This window comes from Oceanicola sp. S124 (assembly GCF_000220565.1).
Lineage (GTDB): Bacteria > Pseudomonadota > Alphaproteobacteria > Rhodobacterales > Rhodobacteraceae > Pseudooceanicola.
This window is the reverse complement of record NZ_AFPM01000017.1, coordinates 71,850-94,344: the sequence shown is the minus strand read 5'-3', so window position 1 is coordinate 94,344 and position 22,495 is coordinate 71,850. Positions and strand designations below refer to the sequence as shown.

The 22,495-nt window shown below is 64.0% G+C and carries 26 protein-coding genes; all 26 read right to left on the bottom strand.

What is annotated here, in order from left to right:
• Positions 1-278: 278 nt before the first annotated feature.
• The 26 genes from OS124_RS0101990 to OS124_RS0101870 all read right to left on the bottom strand — a co-directional run bounded on the left by OS124_RS0101990 (position 279) and on the right by OS124_RS0101870 (position 22,250).
• Entirely contained in the window at positions 279-800 is a 522-nt protein-coding gene (locus OS124_RS0101990) for a hypothetical protein (protein WP_010137615.1), read from the bottom strand.
• 37 nt (positions 801-837) lie between these two features.
• A complete protein-coding gene (locus OS124_RS0101985; RefSeq protein WP_029375100.1) occupies positions 838-1,677 on the bottom strand; it encodes a sialate O-acetylesterase in 840 nt (279 codons plus the stop codon).
• 9 nt (positions 1,678-1,686) lie between these two features.
• A complete protein-coding gene (locus tag OS124_RS0101980) occupies positions 1,687-1,938 on the bottom strand; it encodes a hypothetical protein (protein WP_010137613.1) in 252 nt (83 codons plus the stop codon).
• Positions 1,939-2,002: 64 nt separating this feature from the next.
• Positions 2,003-2,257, bottom strand: coding sequence for a hypothetical protein (locus OS124_RS0101975; RefSeq protein WP_138919394.1), 255 nt, complete (start codon positions 2,255-2,257; stop codon positions 2,003-2,005).
• A complete protein-coding gene (locus OS124_RS0101970; RefSeq protein ID WP_010137610.1) occupies positions 2,235-2,594 on the bottom strand; it encodes a hypothetical protein in 360 nt (119 codons plus the stop codon). Before OS124_RS0101970 ends, OS124_RS0101975 begins: the two co-directional genes overlap by 23 nt.
• A complete protein-coding gene (locus OS124_RS0101965; protein WP_010137609.1) occupies positions 2,594-3,052 on the bottom strand; it encodes a M15 family metallopeptidase in 459 nt (152 codons plus the stop codon). Before OS124_RS0101965 ends, OS124_RS0101970 begins: the two co-directional genes overlap by 1 nt.
• Before the next feature lie 66 nt (positions 3,053-3,118).
• Positions 3,119-3,259, bottom strand: a complete 141-nt coding sequence (locus OS124_RS27220) for a hypothetical protein (RefSeq protein WP_168161423.1) — start codon at positions 3,257-3,259, stop codon at positions 3,119-3,121.
• Complete coding sequence (locus tag OS124_RS0101955) at positions 3,256-3,552, bottom strand: hypothetical protein (RefSeq protein ID WP_010137608.1); 297 nt, start codon at positions 3,550-3,552, stop codon at positions 3,256-3,258. The genes OS124_RS27220 and OS124_RS0101955 overlap by 4 nt, the downstream gene beginning before the upstream one ends.
• The gene (locus OS124_RS0101950; RefSeq protein ID WP_010137607.1) at positions 3,552-4,817 is read right to left on the bottom strand and encodes a hypothetical protein; all 1,266 of its coding nucleotides are present in this window, start codon (positions 4,815-4,817) and stop codon (positions 3,552-3,554) included. Before OS124_RS0101950 ends, OS124_RS0101955 begins: the two co-directional genes overlap by 1 nt.
• Positions 4,818-4,857: 40 nt before the next feature.
• Entirely contained in the window at positions 4,858-7,347 is a 2,490-nt protein-coding gene (locus OS124_RS0101945; protein ID WP_010137605.1) for a hypothetical protein, read from the bottom strand.
• On the bottom strand, positions 7,344-9,122 hold the full coding sequence (locus OS124_RS0101940) for a hypothetical protein (protein WP_010137604.1): 1,779 nt from the start codon (positions 9,120-9,122) through the stop codon (positions 7,344-7,346). The genes OS124_RS0101945 and OS124_RS0101940 overlap by 4 nt, the downstream gene beginning before the upstream one ends.
• Positions 9,119-11,878 (bottom strand): glycoside hydrolase family 19 protein, encoded by a 2,760-nt coding sequence (locus OS124_RS25870; protein ID WP_050900771.1) that lies wholly within the window; start codon positions 11,876-11,878, stop codon positions 9,119-9,121. Before OS124_RS25870 ends, OS124_RS0101940 begins: the two co-directional genes overlap by 4 nt.
• Before the next feature lies 1 nt (position 11,879).
• Positions 11,880-12,308: a hypothetical protein gene (locus OS124_RS0101930; protein ID WP_010137601.1), complete on the bottom strand. Its 429-nt coding sequence runs from the start codon at positions 12,306-12,308 to the stop codon at positions 11,880-11,882.
• Positions 12,308-14,488, bottom strand: a complete 2,181-nt coding sequence (locus OS124_RS0101925) for a hypothetical protein (RefSeq protein ID WP_010137600.1) — start codon at positions 14,486-14,488, stop codon at positions 12,308-12,310. Before OS124_RS0101925 ends, OS124_RS0101930 begins: the two co-directional genes overlap by 1 nt.
• Positions 14,481-15,071: a hypothetical protein gene (locus OS124_RS0101920; RefSeq protein ID WP_138919393.1), complete on the bottom strand. Its 591-nt coding sequence runs from the start codon at positions 15,069-15,071 to the stop codon at positions 14,481-14,483. The genes OS124_RS0101925 and OS124_RS0101920 overlap by 8 nt, the downstream gene beginning before the upstream one ends.
• Positions 15,072-15,175: 104 nt before the next feature.
• On the bottom strand, positions 15,176-15,520 hold the full coding sequence (locus OS124_RS0101915) for a hypothetical protein (protein ID WP_010137597.1): 345 nt from the start codon (positions 15,518-15,520) through the stop codon (positions 15,176-15,178).
• Positions 15,520-15,954: a hypothetical protein gene (locus tag OS124_RS0101910; protein ID WP_010137596.1), complete on the bottom strand. Its 435-nt coding sequence runs from the start codon at positions 15,952-15,954 to the stop codon at positions 15,520-15,522. The genes OS124_RS0101915 and OS124_RS0101910 overlap by 1 nt, the downstream gene beginning before the upstream one ends.
• 12 nt (positions 15,955-15,966) lie before the next feature.
• A complete protein-coding gene (locus OS124_RS0101905; protein WP_010137595.1) occupies positions 15,967-16,932 on the bottom strand; it encodes a major capsid protein in 966 nt (321 codons plus the stop codon).
• A 19-nt stretch (positions 16,933-16,951) separates the two neighbouring features.
• Positions 16,952-17,752, bottom strand: coding sequence for a hypothetical protein (locus OS124_RS26775; protein WP_010137594.1), 801 nt, complete (start codon positions 17,750-17,752; stop codon positions 16,952-16,954).
• Complete coding sequence (locus tag OS124_RS27215) at positions 17,667-18,026, bottom strand: hypothetical protein (protein ID WP_168161422.1); 360 nt, start codon at positions 18,024-18,026, stop codon at positions 17,667-17,669. The genes OS124_RS26775 and OS124_RS27215 overlap by 86 nt, the downstream gene beginning before the upstream one ends.
• A 10-nt stretch (positions 18,027-18,036) precedes the next feature.
• Positions 18,037-19,545: a portal protein gene (locus OS124_RS0101895; RefSeq protein ID WP_010137593.1), complete on the bottom strand. Its 1,509-nt coding sequence runs from the start codon at positions 19,543-19,545 to the stop codon at positions 18,037-18,039.
• The gene (locus tag OS124_RS27210; RefSeq protein WP_168161421.1) at positions 19,542-19,703 is read right to left on the bottom strand and encodes a hypothetical protein; all 162 of its coding nucleotides are present in this window, start codon (positions 19,701-19,703) and stop codon (positions 19,542-19,544) included. Before OS124_RS27210 ends, OS124_RS0101895 begins: the two co-directional genes overlap by 4 nt.
• The gene (locus OS124_RS0101885) at positions 19,669-20,088 is read right to left on the bottom strand and encodes a hypothetical protein (RefSeq protein ID WP_010137592.1); all 420 of its coding nucleotides are present in this window, start codon (positions 20,086-20,088) and stop codon (positions 19,669-19,671) included. The genes OS124_RS27210 and OS124_RS0101885 overlap by 35 nt, the downstream gene beginning before the upstream one ends.
• A gap of 46 nt (positions 20,089-20,134) precedes the next feature.
• Positions 20,135-20,398 carry an Acb2/Tad1 domain-containing protein gene (locus tag OS124_RS0101880; RefSeq protein ID WP_029375096.1) on the bottom strand — a complete coding sequence of 88 codons (264 nt, stop codon included), beginning with the start codon at positions 20,396-20,398 and terminating at the stop codon, positions 20,135-20,137.
• Positions 20,399-20,463: 65 nt separating this feature from the next.
• The gene (locus OS124_RS0101875) at positions 20,464-22,014 is read right to left on the bottom strand and encodes a hypothetical protein (RefSeq protein WP_010137589.1); all 1,551 of its coding nucleotides are present in this window, start codon (positions 22,012-22,014) and stop codon (positions 20,464-20,466) included.
• The gene (locus OS124_RS0101870) at positions 22,014-22,250 is read right to left on the bottom strand and encodes a hypothetical protein (protein WP_010137588.1); all 237 of its coding nucleotides are present in this window, start codon (positions 22,248-22,250) and stop codon (positions 22,014-22,016) included. Before OS124_RS0101870 ends, OS124_RS0101875 begins: the two co-directional genes overlap by 1 nt.
• Positions 22,251-22,495: the final 245 nt, after the last annotated feature.

The following is a 22,495-nucleotide window of genomic DNA, read 5'->3' as shown; positions in this document are numbered from 1 at the left end:
CTGACCCCGGTGTCCCAATAGACGATCATGTCGACCGCGGCGCCCCGTCGACGGCACCGCTTGCAGACCAGCCGGGGGAACAGAAACTCCCGGCTGGTTTTCTCGTACTCGGAGATCTCGAAGTCGGCCTCGTGCCCGCAGGCACACTTGACCCATAGTCTGCGCGGCATGGCTCCCCCGCCCTGTTTGCGAGTCCGCACGGTACAGAATGAAACAGGAACGAAAAAGCCCCGACCATCAGGCCGGGGTTCTCTCGTTATCGGGTTTCCGATATCGGATCAGGGGACGTGCGTGCCGGTCGAGAACGCCGCCACCCGGGCCGAATAGGTGGCCCCCGCGATCTCGCTGCCCGTCGCGTTGTAGACCTTGAAGCTCACCGCGTTGGCGCCAGAGATCCAGGCGCCCTGCAGCACCAGCCCATCCGGCAGGGCCTCGATGAAGTCGGCGATCAGCAGCATCGAGACCGCCGCCCCGGTGAAGGTCACGGCCACCGTCTGACTGGCGCCCGAGGCCGTCGCCGCGAACTCCACCGACACGTCGCCCGTCAGCATGTTGGTGATCTTCTTGTTCGAGGCGAAGACCAGGTTGGCGAGGATCGCGGTGTTGGAGGTCAGGTTGGTGATCGTGCTGGTGCCGAAGTCATGGTCGCCACCGTCCACCGCGATGCTGTTGCCCGCGATGAACTCGGACACCGGCACGCGGCCGCCGGCATCGGCCGAGGCGCTGAAGATGACCAGCAGGTCTTCGCTGCCCATGTCAACTCTGTCGAACTCAGGGGTGATTTCGTCGATCTCAGGCATGTTGGGGTCTCCTTACTGCACCTTCGGGCGAGCCATCTTATTCAAGCCCACCTGGTCTGGCGCCCATCGCCGCCGACAGGATGGTCGACGCTGCCGAGCGGCCCATCTCGTCGTATCCCTCGTCGGTGAAATGGAACGTGTCGAACTGGAGCCCACGCTCTTGGAAGTAGCGTGAGCCAGCGTGACCCATGAAGACCAGGGCGTTGTCCCGAACAAGCTCCGCCTGTCCGGCGCGGATGTCTTGATATCCGGTCGTGTCACCGTCGCTGCGCTGTCCGGTCTGGAGAATGACCGCCGGGATCCGATCAGAGCCAGCGTGGGTGCGCGCCCGGCCGATCAAATCGAGGAACGCAGTTTTCCACGCCGCCTTGTCAACACCCGGGTCGGAGTCGTCGATCTGCTCAGCGTTGTATTCACCCTGCGAGAACAGGATGCACGACCCGACGACATTCAGCTTGTCAGATAGCGCCGACGCAATGGCCGCATTCCACTTGTTTTTCGATGGCGTCCACCTGTCTGCCCCGCTGGGGCTGTCCGACCACTCCTGTCCGGGCAGGATGCCGGTGCCGGTGTATCCGGTATTTACGAAGATCAACCCCACGCGGCCAGCTGACTGCTCGTAAACCTCCCGACACAGGGATGGCCCAAGAGAACCCTTGTTGACGGATCCTGCATCATATCCAGTCGGATCCACCATATGCACCAGGTCGCCGGTCGCGTGTTCGTACTTCAGCCCCGCCCCCTCGGGAACGATTACAGACGATAGGTTCGGGGCGCGGCCCGCCATGTTCGATTGCCCAATGCCCCACGCGATGATCCAAGATGTCGGGGCTTTAGCCAGCCGAAAAGTCGATCTTGTGTCGATAATGTTTGCCATTTTCACACCTCAAGTAGCCGCTTCGCGCACGAAAACTGCGCTCTCGACCGTCTCGTGAAGCTTGTATTTCACGGTGGTGCCGCTGGCGTAGATCGCGCTGTCCTCGCGCCGGCCACCGAAGGCCCGGAGGATGATCCCATCCTTCTGCACGGGCGCCGCCGCGGTACTGACGCGCAGGGCGCCGACCTGCACTTGCCAGACTTCATCTTGGGTAAGGGTGACGCTCTGCCAGTCATCGCTGGCGTCGGTGACGCGGGCCATCTCAATCTCCTGTCGGGGTCATGAGACGGTTCTACGAGCGCCACAGGGGCCGCCGAATGCAAGGTCAGGGGGTGTCGGCCCATCCGGCGCGCAGATCATCGTACCAGGCGGCACAGTGGCCGGTCTGCGCCTGGTGCCTGACAAGGGCCGCGTCGGTCTTCAGCAGCGCCACGTCGATCCTGTCGCCCGCCCCTACCCCGCTGCGATGCAGGCGCCGGCAGTCGGAGGGGAGAGCCGGCAGCGCGCGGGTTTCCTCGATCGCCGCCCGGTCCCCAGCAGCGTCACGGATCGCCCGGTCAGCGCCCGCGCAGCCGGTCAAGCAGGCCATCATCGACAAGGCCATCAGCCGGAACGTCTGTCTCTTCGGCATATCGCTCGATCTCCTCGTTCATGCGGATCGCCTCGCCCTCGGCCGCCTGCAGCCTCTCCTGCAGCCGGGCACCGGCCTCCTCGGCCACCCGGGCGCGGCGCTCGATCTCCTCGATCCTCGCCCGGGCGGTCTCCAGCTCCAGATCCGCGACATACTCGGCCACGGCCTTCCGCACCGCACTGCCCTTGTCGACCTTGTGCCAGGTGAAGAGGGTCGCGAAGACCAGCACCACCGCGGTGATTGCCGAGGTGGTGCGGTTTCGGAAGAGGAGACGGAGGACGAGCATCAGTCCAGCTCGAAATGGGGGCCGTCGATGAAGGCACGCCGCCCGGCCGACCGGCGCCGGGCCACGTAGGTCTCGACCGCTTCTTCCATGGCGAGAGGCAGGGGGTCGATGCTGGACAGCTTCCGATCCCAGACGCCGCCCCAGCGCAGCTCGACCTGCAGTTCGCGCGCCGCCTCGGCCACTGCCGCCGCAATCTTGTAGATCGGGGGCCATTCCCAGCGCAGCTTGCCGTTGATGTAGGGCACCAGATCCACCGCATCGCCGGTGATGTGCTTGGAGTTCATGGTGGTGGACGCGCCGCTGGCCACATAGCGTTTCTGCTCTTCCACCGTGCGCAGGCCGTCATGCACGGTGAAGTCCTGGGTGGTCAGCTCGATCGCGCGCTTCACCACGGACACCAGCTCGGGCTTCACGCCCTCCAGCTCTGCCAGAGAGCCTTTGCCAAGATGATAGGTCATTGGGTCTTCCTCCTGAGTTGCAGGAGGATCATCAGCCCCGGGCGTCCGAGGTCCGATGCAAGGAAGTCAGCGCGGACCCATCAGGTTGAAGAAGGCATCCCGGCAGACATCCATGAAGGGTTGCCCCACGAGCCACACGACGATGAGGGCAATCAGGAAGACGATCAGCCCGCGCTGCCGGCGCAATGTGTCCTTGGTGTGTCTCATCCCTTCCCACCTCCGAGCCGGGACTTGATGAAATCCTTCAGGAAATCGCGGTCTGCAATGATGCTGGCCGCAACGTCGATGACCAGATAGCCGAGGGCGGTCAGGATCATCGCCGCCAGGGTCTCGCTGCGGTTCAGCCACTCGCTGAGGTCCGGCGCCATCGAGAACCCGATACCCCCGGAGATCGCAGCAATCACCGCGCGGGCGAACACCGGCTTATCCCGGTGGCGCTCGAAGACGATCAGCATCCCGGTGAGCAATGCGATCCAGAATTCGTAGGGTCTGCCTTCCATCACGCCACCTTCCAGAGCCGAAGGAAGCGGTTCCGCGCCGGGCGGGCAAAGTTTGGGTCCACCGCTTCTAGCTCAAGGCTGTAGCTGGCGACATCCACGACGAGCCCGACCGTGGATGTCGCGACGAGGGTAAATCTCGCGCGCCCATGTCCCGAGCCATGCTCGTATGCGCTGCAGGCGCCACGCGCCCCATAGCCAAGATCCACACCAGCGGTCTTGTCCCGCAGAGTGGTCAGGAAGCGTCCGGTGTTGCTGCCGCTGTTGCGGAAGAAGGCCGATTCCCACTCGGCGTAGTAGATGCCGGCCGGCACATAGACCAGATCGCCAGAGAAGAGCTGGATGCCCGGGACGATATCCGCGTCCTGATGGAGCACATCGTTGAACGGAACCTGGTATTCCGATCCCGCCGATAGGGAGGTATTTCCGGTGTCGGAAGTGCTGACGATCAGGTGCGGATCGGTGATATCACGCGCGGCGACGTAGGCAGCAACGTTCCCGCGCGATCCGACATGGGAAGGGTTCACCGCCAGATCGACGTTATCGGTGAACGGCTGCTGAGCCGCACTGCCGAGGCTCAGATAGCTGCGGATCGCGCCCTGGGTGGCGAGCTTGAATACCGCGATGCCCGACACTCCGCCCCCGAGGGTCGCAAGAGCCGTGTCGGTATCCGCGACACCCGCTAGGTTGCCCGCCTTGGTGAGAAAGAGCGAGGGGTCGAAGGTCGCGGCCTCTTCGGCGCTTTCGGCGGCATCTTGTGCAGCTTGAAGCGCGGCTTCTGCGTTCGCCTGTGCGGCCGCGATATTGGCAAGGCTCGGCCCGGCGACGAACTCGGTCCCGCTCCAGTAGATCGCCTTCTCGGCCTCAAGGTCACCGATGGGCGCCTCGTTGAAGCCCCGCAGCGCCCGGTCCAGACCGTGCCGATGCTCGGACAGGACGGCCCAGATCTTCCCCAGCTCCAGGTTCAGCTTGGCGGTCAGCTTCGGCTCCACCGCACCGTAGTCGTTGCCGCGCTGCGGGGTCATCTTCCCGAAGACGACGATCACGTCTGCCGCCTCCAGCGCCTCGTCGAAGAGGATGGTGGCAGCATCGTCGTAGCCATCGTTGAAGTTGGCCGTGACCGTGTAGCCGGAGGATACGAGATCGCCATTCACGTAGATCTCGACCGCCGCCGCCTCGAACAGGCGGAAGCCGACCTCGAAAGGCCCGGCCGAGGCGCTGGCCAGCGTGATGGTGTTGACGCGGGGGGTCGAAGGGACAGTAACCATGCCGGCACCATGGCTGAGGCCCGGGTGCCGGCGAATGCACCTAGCCGCCGATCATGTCCATGAAGTCGGGGGCGCGGGACGGACGCACTTCGCCAGGCGCCCAGAACGACCCGTTTCCATCCCGATTTGACCTGCGTGTCTCGTTGCTCTGCAGCGCCGTGACGCTCTCGGGGTCGAGGAAGAGCTGCAGCTGATCCCAGAACAGGCGATCCACGGCCGGGCCGACGAGCGGGGTCTGGGCCATCGGAGTGTATCGCCTGCCGGCCTTCGCAAGCTCGGAGGCGAAGTTGGTGTCCTCTCCGGTCGCGAACTCATAGGCGTTCTTGATGGTCAGGCCCCATGCGTCGTTCATCAGCTGCGGGACAGGACCGGCGACATACGAACCGAAACCACCTCCCCAGGACGCCTGCCCGGTAGCGACGATATCTCCGATGATCGCAAACCCGCCCCCCTTCATCGCTGCCTTGGCCCAGAACATCGGGTTGTCGGCCGGGTTGGCATTGGCGGGATCGCGGCCTGCCAGGAGATCCCCAATCAGGAGGCTCATGGCGCCGAGGATCGTCGCCCCGCCGGCCATGCTCAGGCCGTAGGAGATCTTGCCGCCAGTCGTCGGCTGCGCCACTATCATCCGCACCTGGTTCACGGTGAAGGCCGCCACGAAGCTCTTGAACATCATTCCCGACTTGCCGATCTCGTACAGGATCGACCCGGGCGTGAGCCCGACGCCACTCGGGTCATAGAACGCCCTTGCGAGAAGGCTCTGCGTCGGAACTGCGATCTCCGTCACCTCCTCGATGGCGCTCTGCACCTTCATGAATATTTGATCCGCCTCACTATCCGCGCCTGGGCGACCGGCACGCCAGTGAAGCGGGTTAAGGAAGGTGGCTCCGTTTCCGGCTTGATAGAGGTTCTCCGGAGCGGCAAAGGTCAGCCACTCCTCATCTGTCAGGTCATGCTTGCGGAGTAGGGTTTGAAGCTCGGCAGGGAGATCGGACAGAGGCTTGCCCGCATGGCTTGCGAATTCTCCCCAGAACCCTGACTGCATCGCGAATTTCAGGGTGTCCGTGTGGTGCGTCAGGCCCTGAAGGCGCATCGAGGCCGAGGACAGGCGCTCGGCAATCTCGGACGGTGCGATCTCCTGCTGGAAGCGCGCGGTGGCGGCGCCGGGGTCGGCAATGGTATCCATCACCCATTGGTGCCGGAGAAGGTCCTGCGTCTGCATCGTGCCCTGCCGCACCATGTCCCCAAGGGTCCGACTGTAGGCGGACACGATGTTCCCGCGGCTCAAGCCGAACGCCTTGGCAGCCAGCCTCATGCTATTGAAGTCGGAGATCGAGGCCACCACTGCCCGGTCTAGGAATGCGGCGGTCATCACGTGGCGCGCGGAGGAGAGGAAGCCCGCCATCAGCTCTGCGGCGGCCCCCTTGGGGGAATTCGGTCCCGAGAAGATCCGCATCATGCGCCGCGCCGTCTCGGCATCGTCGAAGTACCCCATGCGCTCACCAGTCTCCCGCATCCGCTTGGTCACGAGCTGGTTCATGTAGTCGACGCCGAGGTTCGGGTTGGGCGTGAAGCGACGCATCGCCGCGATGTCATAGGCCATGCCGTGAATATGGGTCATGAGGCTCTTGAAGGGATCGCCGGAGCCGAAGCGCTGGTTGTACCCGATCCATGCCTCACCATCCGTGAAGTGCAGCACGCGCTGCTCTGAGCGCGCCTTGTAGAGGGCCTGCCCCTGGGCGCGCCCATAGCTCGCCTCGCGCGACCCCTGCCCGTAGTCGATGTTGTCGTAGACCTCCTTGAGGAAGGCGCGCTTCACGTCGTCAGCGGGCGCTGCAGCACCGGGCGCCTGGAACGGCTGCCCCGTCGCATAGTCTTCGATCCGTTCCCAATCGAGGATATCCTTGATGTAGCCGAACCACTCCTCGAAACCGGCCCGGGTGATAGCCAGGCGATCGTGCGAATGCGGCATCCCCCAGTTGTCGAGCTTGCCGATGTAGCCGCCGGCCTCGTTGAACATGACCCGCATGTCCTCCATGGCTTGCCGGATGCCACCAGCCATGGCGGCAGCAGCCGCATCCCCGGTGCTCTGACCATGCAGCTCCATCACGATGTTCTTCATCATCGCGGGGTTGCGCATGGAGCCAGTGATCTTCCGGTGGTTCTGCCGGAGGAAGGAACTCACCTTGCTGTTGAAGAGGCGGACGAGGCTGCGGGCCTCATAATCCAGCGCCTCGACCGATCGGCTGGAGAATTTCTTCAGGTCCTTTTTCGGGGTCGAGTTGACCTGATCGTTGAGCCTCTTGCTGACCGCCAAGGTGCTGACCTGCGCGTGAGCCCGCATCTTTGCCGCTCGATCGGCCTCGTCGCTTATCCGCTTGGCGGCCATGACCATCGCAACCTGCTCCGGGCGACCGTTGGCGACGTACTGGTCTTTCAGGAACTCCCATCGCTCCTGCGCCTTCTTCCCCCGGATCGGGTCGATCAGGCCAGCGTCGATACCGCGCTGCATACAGTCCGAAAAGCTCATGCCTTGGTCCTCACGCCACAGATCTTCGCCTGCTCGGCAAAGCTCCTGTCCTCTTCCATATCGCGCAGCACGTCCGACGCCATGCGCGTGTTCCCGTCGATGTCGATGACCTCGAAGTCGCCGTTCAGCTCGATCTCTTCCTGGGTGTCCGCGACGATGCCCTGAATGGCCGCATCGGCATCTGCATCCGCCGGGTTTGCCAGCGGAGAGACCGAAGACGGCCTGTCTTGAGGCGCTGCGCCCTCACGCACCACAACAGGCACGTCGACCTCGCCCTGATCGCCGAAGAACTGCGACATCATCGCATCCACTTCAGCCACGTCCGGCGCGCGACCGGGCAATTCCGCCCCGTCAGGCACCGGCGCGGCATCTCCATCCCGGAAAGCCTTACCGACGGCGGGGGCGAGATCACGCATCTGCTCGTCGACCTCTACAATCGCGCGGCGCAACTCTCTGGTGTCACCAGTCTCGGCCCCCCGCTGGACCTTCTGCATATCCTGCAGATCAGCCTGCATTTCACGGATCGTGGCGCGGATCTTGGCCTTGTTGCCCTTCCCCTGGGTCGCCCTCAGCCTTTCCTGCGCAACACCAATCGCCTCTTCCAGCATGGCCTCGGCCTGATCGGCATCGGCAGCTTGGCCGGCCCTGATCTCCTCCATCCAGCGGCGGTAGGTCTCTTTGCGGGCGGAAAGCTCCTCGTACCTCTGCATCGTGATCGGGTCAGCTGCGCGCGCCGCCTGATATCGGGCATTCGAGCTGACAGCCGCGGTCGTGTCGAACCTGACGGGTGCCATACCAGAGGGGAACGAAACATCGGCCGTCCTCGCGAAGTCGGCCAGCTCCGGCATGTCTCGGGGCTGCGGGGTGTCGCGGACGAAGGGAGGCGCCTCACGCGCCCGGCGCTCAAGAACCACGAACGGATCCGGGGCCTCACTGGTCAGGATGTCCTCGGCAAGCTCGACCGACATGTCCTCTTCTGGCCGAGAGGACAGGCTGTGAGCCTGGGACCTCGCCCCCCGGCCGCGCCAATAGGCTATCCCTCGCGCGGCCCCTTCGACGACGCCACCGATGACTGCGCCAGCGGCGGCAGCCATTGCAAGCTGCCGAGGCACGTTCGGGTCAGGGATATTCAGGCGCTCCGCCATGTCGAACTGCGACGGAAGGAACACCCCTTCAGCGCCAGCGTTTAGAAGCGCCTCTCGGGCAGCGATCCGCACGAATGACCCTGACCCACCGCCAAGAAGAAGGAACGGCGCGTTGCGGATGTCGGCTGTGATGCCGATCATACCGCCCAGCATCTCAGCCGCACCACGCCCTCCTCCCATCATCGATAGGATGTCCTGGGCGTCCTGGTAGTCGCTCTGAAGTCGCTTGTTCGCTTCGGCGGTGATCCCCTCTTCCGACAGGTCGAGATCACCCCAGCCATCGGTGTCCTCGCTGGCGCGCTCCCTTGCCATGTCGAGCATTTCCTGACGCGCCCTGCCGTTGTGCCTGAGAAGATCGGGCGTGATGGTCTCCATGGTGTCAGAGACCATACCTCGCTCTTTCAGGCGCTCCAGAAGGGGGCCCTCGCCGATCCGGTCGAAGATATCCTCGAGCTTCTCCACTTCGACCTCTGAGGTGACGTTCTGGGCCCGGAAGTTGGCGTTGTTCTCGATCGAGGCAGAGGTGGTTGCCGCCCCCAGCCCCTCAAACCAAGAGACCTCCCCTTCCGTGGGAGGCCTCCGCCCTGCGATCCGAGGTGCTTGCTGGTCCGGCTCGAAAAGGAAGGTCATCGCGTGGCCTCAATCAGGGACTCGGGGTTGAAATAGAAGATCGTTCCGTCCTCGTTCACAATGTCTGTGACAGGGGCACCGATGATGCTCACCTCCATGCGGTACTGGGGCTTACCATCGCGGCGGCCGGCGGCGACCAGGCGGATCTTTTTGTCCAGATACATGCGAGGGTCGAGCGGGCGCCCGCCCCACATCGGCACCGAACCTCCCTCGCCAAAGTCTGACGCTTGCTTCCACAGGTCTTCGCTGACCGACCGGTTCGGAGCATCCTCGGTCAACATCATCCCCGAGGCGATCCGGTCGAGGAAGCCCTTGGCTTCACCGCCCGAGAAGGTGGCCTTGATCGCACCATCCAGACGGTCCCCAGACATTTCCAAGGGAAGGAAGACAGGGTGGCCAGCGATCTTCTGCACGCCGCCTATCAACTGATTTTTAGCGTTGCGACCTTGGCCCAGTGCCCGATTGATCTGCTCAGAGAGCAGTTCCTGAGCCTTCTTAGAGTTGGGGTCCACGCCCTGATAGCTGTCCTGACCAGCCAGCAACGCGGTGGCGAAATCCAGTATCTCTCGCTTGGCGCTCTCTGGCAGAGGAAGGTCGGACACAGATACTGCGATGTCCTTCGATACAGCCTCGATACTGGTGCTGTTAGAAGGCAGCTGCACCAGGCGCTCGTTGATCCGCTCCTGCCCGGTTATCGCCTCCGCCAGCAGCGTCTCGCTACCACCTGCGGCGATCATCTTGGCGCCGTAGCGGGTGACCGGATCCACGTCGAGCTGATCCAGAGCATACCGTGCGTTCTCGCCGAGGCCCTGCGCAATGGCCGATGCGGCCACAGCGCGCACGGCTGCGGGGCTCTGCTTGCCGAGAATGGACGAGAATGCCGTGACCTCTTCTGCGGAGAAGATCACCGGGGCGTCGGTGTAGCCCTCGGCAGCACGCTCAGAGGCGTACTGAGATCGCTCGACCAGGGCAGACATGAAGCCGGGATCGGTCGGGTCAGCTGGGATCTCTGGCGGCTTGCTATCCTCCGGCATGAAGTCCTGGAAGTACTGAACGGGATCCTTTTCCAGGGCCGCGGTCGCCTTCTTGTCCATGTCGACCATGGCCTTGAAGATGTCGATCTCGCCCGCCGAAGTAACCGGCGTGTCCTCCCAGCTCTGGATTACCTCAGCCCGCTCAGCTGGGGTGGCAGAGTTGAATCCGGGCATGTTCTCTCGGAGGGTGATCTTCGACGCCAGCTCACGAGCTTTTTCAGGCTGCATCTGCCAGACGTTCGGGTCATTCAGCAGGGCCTCGTCGGCCGACCGAAGGCCGTTCTCGACCGCAGAGATCGCGGTGTCCAGATCTGCTCCATACTCCTTGGTCAGCTCCTTGATGCGATCCTTTTCGATTTTCTGGGCGCTGCCGTAGGCGTCCAGGATGACGTTCTCCGATTGAGCACGGGTCCACGCCACACCCGGGAGGGCTTCGCGCGCGCGCAGCAGTCCGTTCAGCCGAGCCTCGGCGGCAGTGACGGCATCAGCGTTGCCAGAGGCGATTGCCTCCGCCAGCTCCTTCTGGCGACGGTCCACCAGGGCCCTGCTGCTGTTGTCTGCGCGCTGTCGAATATCCCTCTGTTTGTCTTCAACAATCCCGAGGTAGTTCTGCTGCATGTCCTCCTCCAGGGTGGCGCGCAGATCGGCCTTGAAGGGGTCTGGCGCCTGCTCGACAACCTGCTCGACGTACCCTCTGGCGGCGTCGATGAAGCCCTCTGGGTCCATGAGGTACTGAGAATGCAGGGCGCTGAAGTCCTGCGCCGCAGACAGGGAGATCTGGGACATGTAGGCGGTGCCGGCAGCCGCGTTGTGGGCCTGCAGGAGAGGCCCCGACAGGGGCGAGTAGAGCCGGGGCTCGATGTTTCCGTCAGCCGTCTTCACAAGCGTCGGAGCCGGCGCCGAGGCGGCAGGAAGGGATGATGCGCTCCGGAACCGCGCACGGTCAGCGTCGATGTTGTTGGCGAACCCTGCTCCGGTGCGCGAACCAGCAACCGCTCCGCGCACATCCGCGACCGGATCACCCGTCATCTGCACCCGGTCTTGAAGATAGGCAGCGGTGACAGCAGCGGCGACTTGAGGATCGCTGGTGATCAGATCGGGATTGCCGACGAGATCCTGGCCGATCATCCCGCCGTATCGCTCATAGTTCGCGCGCCCGGTCAGTTGGATGGGGCCACGCCCACGGAACAGTCCGCCATCTCCGGGCTGGGTGTTCCCGAGGTTCTGACCGCGGCGAGTGCCGGAGCCGTAGGTCGTTTCGAAAAACTCCTGAGGACCGGCCCCGACGAGAGCATTGATCTGCGCATCGTCCATATCGCCGAACACGTCGGGAAAAATCTCGCGCGCTCTTGCCGGGGTGTACCGATGGTCTTCCTGGGCGCTGAACTCGCCAGCGCTTTCACCTCCGATCACGGCCTGTGCGGCCCGGATGTAATCCTGATCGAACCCGGCCTCGGAGAGAGCCTTCGCGTACCCCTCCGACCACACACCTCCGCCAGGGTAGGCAAACGGCACCCGGTTGTTGCTCATCTGCTGCTTGGCGTAGGCGGTCCATTGTTCAGTCGCCTTGTCGGTGAGCTGCTTTTCTGCGGCCGGAGCCATGAAGTCGTAGGCGGCGTTGGCGATATCCGCCAGGGCAGCGAAGCTGGCGCCGCCGACTTCGCCGACCTGCCGGTAGTTGCTCATGGGGTTGCTGCGGACGATCCGACGAATTTCAGCCATATCAGCCCCCGAAATTGTAGTCGTAAAGGCCGAACATCGACGGAGCGCCCTTCGCCATCTGGGTCACGAACCCCAAGCGGCCGAGCTTCATCGCGTTGGCCCCCTTGCGACGATAGTCGTAGACCGACTGCATCTCGTTGCCGAACTCGATCCGGCGCTCTCGGTTGCGGGTCTCCCTCAGCTCCTGCATCACCTCGAAGCTGCCGACGCCCGGCACTTCCCCGTTGGACCCCAGAGCAGCCCGGATGGACCCCAGCTCGGCGCCAAGGTTTTGCCGTGAGGTCGTGTCTGTCTGCATCGCCCGGGTGCGCCCGATGTAGGCGTTGATCTCGGCGTTCTGCTTTTCGGCCTTGGCCTCACCCAAAACGCTGAAGGCGCTTGCGGCGCCTCCGATAGCTTGGGCCCCAAGGGCAAACGTCACTGGATCCATTACACCTTCACCTCTTGCCCGATTGCCAGCACCGTGAACGGGCCGGGGATGTTCTTGATGACGGCCATGTCGGGGTGATCCCTGCGGCCCGCGACCATGACCCGGAAGATCTGGTCGATCTGCGGCGGCGGCACGGAGAGATCATCCCCGAAGCTGTAGCCACCCATCTGGCGCGTGTAGCCGTTCGCCCGCATCTGGCAGGTCAGCGTGCCCTGCAGCGACACCATGAACCGGGTCGCGCGGGTCGGCCGGACCCCGGCATAGGGGCTCTCGACCACCTCGACCGGCCACGGTGCCACCTCGGCCTCGAAGTTCAGCCCGATCTGCCTCTGGCCCTCGATGTCCGGCTCCTCCACGAGCTGCCCGCTGGCATCCACTTCGAACTCTCCGACATGTACGATCCCGCTCATGATGCTGACCGTGGAGCTGGGAAGGTGCGTCGGGGCCGCCTGCGAGATGATGATCTCCTGCCCGCCGATGGTGACCACCTCGCCCCCGATCAGCAGCACCTGCGCCTCCGAGCTTTCCGTCGTGTCGATCGCCGAATCCAGAAAGGCGTCGTTGTCGAAGCGCTCCAGCATCCGCACGGTGCTGCCGGCGACATCGCGGTCCACCACGCACCAGTAACTGCCGAACATCGGGATCACGTCGTGGAAGGCGCCCAGCGTGTCCCAGGGCGCGAAGCTGACCGTTTCCTCGCCGAACCCCGTCGAGAAGCTGACCGCCGCGAGCGTGCCGTCGCCATTCACCACGAACAGGTATTTCTCCACGTTCGGCGAGTTGACGGCAGGGCCGCAGAGCGCGGTCGGGCTGATGACCAGGTGGTTGTGGAACAGGGTCAGGTTCCGCACCGACCACTTCAGGTAGACGTTGCCCGATAGGATGGCAGCGGCGATGCTCTGGCCGTTGCTCTCGACGAAGACCACAGCGTCGTCGACCAGCACCGGGGGGATCTCGTTGGCGCCGCGCTTGTCGAACTTGATCGCGTTGAAGGTCGAGGGGGTCAGCACGCCGCTGTCGCGGGTGTTGATCAGGTAGCAGCCCCGGTCGCTCAGCAGGATCAGGTCGCCCGCATTGATTACGTGCAGGATCCGTGGCGCATCATCGCCGACCTGACGGACGATCGCGTCGTCATCGTTGGCGCCCACATCGAAGTTCTGGATCGACGAGGAGGCTGACACAGCCACCACGCTCGGGGCATCGGGGAAATCGACGAAGATCAGCCGCCCGGAGACTGCGGCGGCCGATCGGGGCCAGCCGTGAACCGGGGACATCAGAGCCTCGTCCCAGATAGTCGAGGCCAAGGGCGAGATCTCCGTCTTCGCCGAGATCTCCGAGGAGGAATCGTCGGAAGCCAGCTTCTCTCCGGTGTCCGGCCCCTCGAAGAACGCGGTGGTGAACACGTCGACCTGGTTGGCGCCGGTATTCACGGCGACGACGAGGCCCTGGAAATTGGTGTCCTGTCCGACCACCGCCTCGCCAATGCGGAACTGCGAGGCATCCGCCACCGTGATCCGATAGCTGGGCGGCAGCTTGCTCACCACCGTCGCGGTGACGCTCTGGGAGGTCACGAAGCTGTCGATCTCGATCTCGCGCTGACCGTAGCGGATCCTGGTGCCGACGTGGGCCGGGGTGAACACCGGCGCGTCCGAGGAGACGGTGATCGAGCCGGTCCGCGCCGAGGGGGTGATAGAGGTGCCCTTGTTGAAGACCCAATAGGGCTGCGCCACCTCGCCCCCCGGCGCGCTCTCGAAGGACCAGTCGTCGATCGACCAGTCGCCGGCGTCGTAGGTCAGCTTGTAGATCCCGCTGGCCGGATCGCCAATCAGGGTCTCCTCCCGCAGGGGAACCACCCAGAGCGCCGAAGCATCGCTCCACGGCACCGATGCGATGGTCTTCACCGTGCCGCCGCTCTCATTCAGGATCAGCGCCTGGGTGTCCAGGAACGCCACGCCGAACTTCAGTCCGTCGGCCGGCTGAACCTCGAAGATCTTGTCGGCAGCCAGGCCCCGCATGAAGAACATCCCGGGCCGCGCCGCCAGCACGTTGGTAGCCAGGCGGCGCATGTTGCGCGCCGAGCGCACAGACCGATCCCGGATCTCGGACCCCTCGGCTTCGAGCAGATCTTCCCGGGTCTCCATGAAGGAGAAATCGCGCTGCCAGATCGCCCGCTTAGCCACGGCCGAACCTCGCGCGCGCGAAGGAGCTTTCACGATAGGGCCCGCTCTCGCGCTGCCGCTGCTTGGAGGACTTCGTGCGGGCCCGCTGGAAATAGGCCTCGGCCTGCGCCTCTGCCTGCTGGGGGTTCTCGTCGTCGAGGCGCAGGATCACCGCTTCCAGCTTGTGCTGCACGCCGCGGGCGAAGTTCGCGCCCCAGACCGCCGGATCGGAGGAGACCAGCACCTCGGCATAGCAGCCGTCGGCAGCGTCGAGGTAGACGTGGCCCTGGTCGCTGGACCAGTCGGGAGAGAGACGATTGCCACCGGCGCCGAGGGTCCAGACATGCCGGACATGCAGCGTCGAAAGCGGCAGCTGGTAGCCATCCGGGAAGCCGAATTGACCCTCCACCCGGGTCAGAAGATGCTCCTCAACCCGGGTGAAATTGTAGTTCCCGTCCTCCAGCTCGGCCTCCACGATCAGGGGCCAGTTTTCCGTGAGCGCAAGGGCTTCCGGGCTGCCGTCGTTGACCGATGTCAGCTTGTCGATGCCCTGGGCGGTGAGGGCGGCATTCATGATGCCGAGCATGGAAAATGTGTGTGCCATGACCGGAATATTCCGGCGGCGGCGGCTATCTCACATGCAACCACGGAAAAGGGGCACCCGAAGGCGCCCCTTTGGACCTGACCTGGATCTCAGGGAGGAGGCGGTCAGGCCGTCTCGTCGTCGATGATCTCGATCTCTTCGAGCTTCGAGCGGATCACCTTGATGATGTCGCCCCGCTTCATCTGCTTGTCGGTCTTCACGCCGGTGCGCAGCATCATCAGCTTCAGCTCGTCATTGCTGAGGTCTTCGAGCTGCGGCACCACCACCTGCGGCGCGGCCTGCTCGTCCGGCTTGAGGCGGTACATGCCTTCCGAGGCTTTGATGTTCTGCAGCGCGGTCTGGTACGGCACCAGCTTGGCGCCCACCTTCTGCACATCCGTGAAGGCCTTCTTCTGCACCGCGCTCGGCGAGAAGTCGGGGTTCGGCTCGATCGTCACCATCTTGGGCATCACACGATCTCCTTCGAGAGGAACGCGCCGAAGCCGATGGACGGCGAGGTGCCGGCCACGTCCAGGTGCAGGTCGATGTAGCGGAAGGAGGTGTCCTGCCGCTCGGTGCGGGCGCGCATCACGAAGCGGTCGCCCGGCACCGTATCCACCGTCGCCACCGGGATGGTCCCGGCATCGCCCAGCTCCAGCGTGTCGAGGATCTGGGCATCCGAGCGATCGGCCGAGTTCGACCCGACCAGGCGCAGGGTGTAGGTCTCGTCGCCGGCCGAGACCTTGCAGCTCTCGATGTCGACGACGCAGACCAGATCGGTGATCGCCGCATCGCCCTGGTCGTGCTGGGACCCGACATAGGCGTCGGCGGTGAGAGCGGCCAGCCCGAGGGCGCGCTTGATAAGCCCCGGTGCCGCGTCGATTGCAAAGGTTTTGCTGCTCATGTCAGCCTCCTGTTATGCCACGATCGCGGCGTTGGTGACGGACGACAGGCGCATGGCGGCGAAGGGGTCCTCGTCACACAGGCCGACATCGTGCTCGATGTTGACGCGCATGTTCACGCCGTCCTCCAGGAGGCCGAAGTCGGTGACCTCCATGGGCGCGGTTTCGAGGCCGCACACACCGTCCTCGCCGAAGCGCACGATGTAGATCGACGAGGTGACGGCCGAGCCGCCGCCGGCGCCGACTTCGTCGAACGGGATGAATTCGCCGAAGGGCGAGATCCCGTAGCCGGTGAAGATGGGCAGCTCGCCATAGCGGGTGATCTGCCGGCCCATCTCGTCCTTGTCGAGGGTGATGAAGCCACCGACGTTGGTGTCCCGCTGCGCAGCCGCGAAACGATCCTTGATCGCCTTCGGCATGATGATCGCATTCGGGTTCTCGACCAGGCCGATGGCGCGGTCCAGCTGCGACAGCGACAGCGCGCCGCCGCCCGAGGACGTGGAGTTGGCCAGGATCCGGCTGCGGTAGTTGGTGCCGTCGACCGAACCGCCGACCGCCTTCAGACGGGCCTTGAGGCCGGTGAACTCGCGCGGGTTCGACTGGTTGTCGCCGTCGATGAAGGTGTCGGCCCAGACCTTCGCCTTCTTCTTGATCGACATCTTCTCGTCGATGGTCCGGCGCTGGTTGCCGTGACGGCGCACCAGAGCGCGGTCCACGTCGACGTTGCCGGCGATCGGGAAGACCTGCTCGACACGGTCGTTCAGCAGGCCGTGGCCTTCGGACGGCAGTTCGTTGATCGCGCGGAAGCCCATGTTGTCGGGCAGCGCGGCTTCTTCCTGGTAACGATAGACGCCGCCGGGAGCCGTCTTGAACGGCAGCAGCATCATGAAGTCCAGCATTTCCGGGAAGAGCTCGATGATCGCGCGGCGCTTGTCCGCCTCGTCGAAGGTCTTCGCGTATTCAAGCAGGGTTTGAACCATAGCTTTTCAGCTTCCTCTCTCAGCCACGAGCGTTGATGGCCGCCAGTCGCGACGAGCCGAATGTCCCCTGCAGGTCCGCCCCGGGCTGGGAGGGCTGTGCGGGTTTGAAGGTGCGGGGATTCAGGAGGGCTTCGAGCGCCTTGAGCGGCGCGGCCCCGTAGGTCAGTTTCTTCAGCGCGGCGGCCTGGTCGGCCGGGAGCTTGGCGTCGAGCGCCCGCTGCACGGTGGCCACGCGGGCCTCGCGGGCGGCATCGTTGGCGCCGAGGGTCTGCCATTCGGCATCCTGCTGCTGAATCAGGCCATGCAGCTTGGTCGCCTCGTACTTCTTCAGCAGCCCCATGACCTGCCCGCCGGCCGACTTCGGAAGGTTGTTCTCTTTCAGGAACGTGCCGAGCTGGCTGAACAGCGGCGCCATGGCTTCGTCATTGGGGTCGATCGCCTGGATCTCGACCCCATCGGGCAGCTCGACGCCCAGGTCGAAGTCCTCGGGCACCGTGTAATCGTAGACGCCGTCCTCGGGCACCTCGGCCAGCTGCTCCTGGCGCCGGGCCTGCTCGGCCAGCAGCTCCTGGTAGTGCTCGCCAAAGCGGGCCACGTCGGGCTGGCCGTCGGTGCGGTAGTCGTCGCCGATGAAGGAGAGGTCGGGGGCTGCCGGGGGATCGGCCGGGGGCGTGGCGGGCGGATCACCCGCGGGCGGGTCTGCCGGCGGGGTCGCGGGGGGATCGGCGGGCGGATTATCCCCGCCCGGTGCCCCTTCGCCCTCCGGCGCGCGCAGCAGCTCGAAGTTGAGAAATTTGTGCCAGAAGCTGGTCCGTTTCATTGCTCGCAATCCTCCTGAGATCGAGAGCGATGAAACGCTGAGCGTTCAAAGCATCCAATGCACGGGGATCGGCTTCGGGCGAAAGGTAAAAATCTTCCGTAGATTTCTGAAGCAATTCCAGAAGGATACGCCCATCGTCGGTGTTGAGTGCGCGCTGAACCGAGCGGATCGCGGTGCGGACCCGGGCCTGCACGGCGTCGTCTTCGGCCTTCAGCAGCTCACGGAGGTAATCGAGGACGGGGCCGCTATCGGCGATGCGGTTCGGCAGGCTCATGAGCTGGTCCTTACTGCGGCGAGGAGGTGTTTTTCGGGTTCTCGACCACGCGCTCTTTTTCGCGCATCACGGTCAGCTCGTCGCCCGAGGCTCGGACGATATTGCGGAACGTGCCCACGGGGTCGATGAAGTTGTCGACGCGATCCTGGAATACCTCGAAGGCCAGGCCGAGATTGGATCTGGAGATCATCACCTGGTCCTGGTTCTGCGCCTTCTGCATCGGCGAGATCGGCTGCAGGGTGATCACCTGCTCGTTGAAGGTGATCGCCTCCTCCAGCTGGCCGGTCTGCACCCCGAGGTATTCGAAGCGCTGCACCATGGGGCAGATCATTTCGGTCCAGAGCGGCGCCGAGGGCTTGCCGAGACGCTTCTGCACCTGCCGGCGCTGGTCGATCCATTGCGAGGCGGTCGGGGGCGTGTCGCCGCGCTGCCGGGGCCCGTCCTGATAGAAGGCCCGGTTCAGCCGCTCGATGAAGCCTTCCTCGGTGTAGAAGCCGTAGTCTAGGTTGGTGCCCTTCTGCAGCTCGTAGATCATGTCCCGGGTGAAGCCCCGGCTTGCCGGGATCGCGCTGCCGGCGATGACCCCTTCGGAGAGGTCGATGAAGCCGTCGTCGGGGTAGATCAGCGTGTTCTTCAGAGCGTCGTCGAGGCCGGTCAGCACCACCTCGTCGATCTTGTCGAGCGTCCGCATGTCGGGAAGCGCCTTCCATCCCGATCCGCGGCCCCAGGGCTTGCCGATCTGCGGGTTGAAGCGGCCCACCAGCAGGGGGCACGCGCCCGCCAGATCGCCGATTACCTCGGCCTCCATCACACCGATCTCGTCGACGGTGATCTCGGCCTTCCACATCGGCCGCGCCGGATCAGTCCAGTCCACCCAGAAGCCCCAGCAGACCTTCGCGGTGGCGCCCGGCTTGTTGATCTTGTTGCGGATGCGCGGGTCCGAGAGGTCGACATCCCAGTCCTTGAACAGCGCGGCCAGCGTGTCAGCGTTGACCCATTGCTCGCGGAACCGATCGAGCAGACCGAGATGGCCCGGGACGATCAGCAGCTCATGCGGCGGCACCACCTCGACATGGATTGGCTGCATCAGGTGGGCCTGCTGCACCCAGAGCGCCGGCGTGCCATGGGTCGCGGTCTCGAAGCCCCATTGGGGGGCGATGTCGTAGTAGTTCGACGAGGCGATCAGGTCGCGGATGTCCTGCTCTCGGGTCTCCACCAGATCGGTGACATCGGACACCTGATCCTCGGGCACCGGGGCGGTGACGAGGAAGTTCGTCCAAGACGCCTCGGCCGGGGTGTAGTAATCCACCAGGTCCCCGGCGAGGTCGATGGCCAGTTCCTCGGGCAGCGAGTGGAAGGTCTCGGCCTCGGTCAGGGTCGTGGAGCCACGCCGCGAGAAATCCCCCTCCCGCCCAGGCGCGCAGAACCTGAAGATCTCCTCGATGTAGGGGCGCGCGGAGTCACGCCACCGCTTCGCGGCCGCATAGCGGGTGCTGAAATCCTTGGACGGCTTCTTCATTTCGACCGGCTGAACATGCTGGGGAGGCCGTAGACGGACGAGATGTCGGTCTGCAGATCCTTCGCGGTGCCCTTAGCCGCGCGCAGGCTTTCGGCATCTGCGATGCGGCGCTGCCGCAGCCGCTCAGCCTTCGCCTCGGGGTCTTCCTTGGGTGTCATGGATGATCTCCGCTCCGTTTTTCAGCAACATGCGGCGGAGGGACCAAGGAGCGAATGCACGCCGCCCGACCAGGTGGGCGCACTGGCTGGCGCAGTTCATGCCGAGGTGAAGGGGCACGCGCAGCTTCCGATCGTCGGGGGTGAAGCGAAGGATCTGACGGCAGGTGGAGAAGCGCGCGACCAGCTGGTCCTCGACCTCGTCATGCAGGTGCGTGACCAGCACCCGCGACCCGGCGCCGCGGGGGTCGAAGAACAGATAGGTGTCATCGCAGGTGTACCCCCAAGCATCAACATGCCCGAAGACAGTTCGCCAGGAGGCCCCGGCGCGCAGATCCCTGAGCCCGGCGGGGGCGTAGAAGCCGAAGTACCATTGCAGGATGTTCATCGCTGTACCCTTAGGTGTCGGGACGGCAATCGCCGCCCCGATCAATTCACAGATCTGCGGTCGCGGCTGCGACTGCCATCATGCTGGTCTTCTGTGCGTCGGTAATGGCAATGGCAGCTTCGCGGGCTCCTTTGCCGCCGCCGTCGCGGATCGCCTCGCATTCCGATATCAGCGCGGCTGCGAGTGCCTTGATGCGGTCGACTGGCTCCAGGCGGCTCGGATTGAAACCCATCCGCACGAGAGACGCTGCGCTATTGCTGATGGTGCTTTCGCCATCGGGAACCGCAGCCGTGTGAATTTTTACGTGCATATTTTGCTCCTGTTTTTGGAAAAGCGGATGCGCTCCGCCAAGCGATCTAGCTGAGTGCCAAATTTCTATGCCCGCCTCCGCAGGCTGATCCGCTCCCGCTTGGCCACCGCCGGCCGCGGGCGGGGCCGCTCCTTGTTCGCCACCAGGGCATAGCCTTCACCGCCACCGAGGAGAGCGTTCTCCATTGCGTCGATGACGTGGGAATAGACATTCTTGACCGGGTTAGGGGAGAACATGCCCGGCTGCCCTTTGATCTTACGGAAGTGGTAGCCGCCGGCCAGGCCACGCTTCAGTACAGGGCAGCGCGTCGGGTTGACCTTGAGCCCCACCCGCTTTTCGAGAACCCCTTCCACGGTCGAGCGGCGTAGCTCTGGATCGTTATCTGTCGTGGCCATCAACACCCGCATCCCATGGGCAAGAAAGACGCTGTAGGCCGTGTCCTCCGTCGCCTGGGTGCCGTCATTGCCGCGCGGATCGCCCCAGAACTCCGTCCTCGCACCAGGATACCAGCGCGCCAGATGTTTTTTCACTTTGGGAGCGAACAGCTGGGCGCTTTCACCATCACCGACCAACTCGGAATGCGCGGTCCAGAGACCATTGGCCTGTTGCATGAAAACGGCAGAAGGCATCCGGCCGAAATCAAGGCCTATGACAATCGGCAGCCCCTCCACGGGTTCAAGGTCATACGGATGCACGTGATCCGCCTCCGAGAAGGTGGGATAGACCGGCTTTCCGGCCTGGTGCAGCCCGACCTTGTTCAGCACCCGCCGGTCGATCCAGTCCTTTTTCTTGCCCTTGATCTTCTCCGTGTAGGGCTCCTTCAGCCACTTCTGGTTCTCCGCCTTCGGGTTTTCACGGTAAGCGGGCCTGCCGTCGACGATCTCTTCGATCAGGCCGGGCGGCTGAATATAGAACGCCCAATCATCCGGCTTTTCGAAGCTCTCCTTTTCATCGTCCGACATCTCCGCCGGCAGAGGAATGTCCCCCCGCATGTAGGGGATCCAGTGGCCCTCGATCGGCGCGTTCATGTCCATGAAGCCGCCCCACCACGTCGCCCCATTCCCCATCGACATCGACGGGTATCGGCCACACCGGGAAAGAAGCTCGTCGATCACCTCCTTTTCCACGAACTGACCTTCGTTGAAGAAGAAACCCGTGATCTCGTAGGAGGCGCAGATCTCTTCGGCCACGTCGGCATCGGGAACCGCCAGGAAGATCACCTCACAGTCGACGAACGTTCCATCCCCTGACGGATGCGGCCTCGGACCACCATTCTTCACGTCGATCAGACGGTGCACCATCGGTTCAGATCGGATGAACGGCCCCCACTTATCCTCCGGGAACCACAGCAGCCAAGTCGTCTTGATGATCGTCTCGCGCAGTTCCTTGTAGGTCCGCCGGCAGACCGCCCATCGCGTTCGACGCACCCCGTCGTCGTCAGGCTCCTGCTCACAGGCCAGGCGCCAGATCTTGTGGCAACCGGCCGTCGATGTGCCCGAGCCAATGGGCCCCTGTATCGCGCCGAACTTCGGCTGATCCCAGAAGAACGCGGTAATCACCTCACCGTCCGGGATGTAGACCCTCCGCCCATCGGGCGTGACCGGCATCTTTGCCATCAGTCATCACCCCAGCTGGTCATGATCTCAGCCTTCTGCATCTCGATCATCCCGACCAGATGAACCGTGCTGTCGCAGGTGTGCCCATGAGACAGAACTCCATCCCGGCCCATGGTAAAAATTGAGACAGCGGCCTGCGGGTTTTCCCGGGCATGTTCCAGCGCCTCTTCCAGCCGGGCGATCACCGCCTCCGCGCACTGGTCTCTCTCCGTCGCAATCGTCTTCAGGTTCGACATCCGCAATTCTCCCAAGATCCAAGGTCAGACCCCGCGAAAATCAGCCCCAGGCGCCACATCTCACATGCAACAGCCTGATCCGCGCCGGAAATGTTCGATATGTGAAATCAATCCCGCCTCATGCCGGTATCCAGCCCGGGGCACAGGTTGCCTTTGTGACACTCCAAGCAAGAAACCATCAGCAGCACCCCAATCAGCACCATCCGCAGCAGTTTTATTTATTTTTTTCAGAACTTTAACGGCCC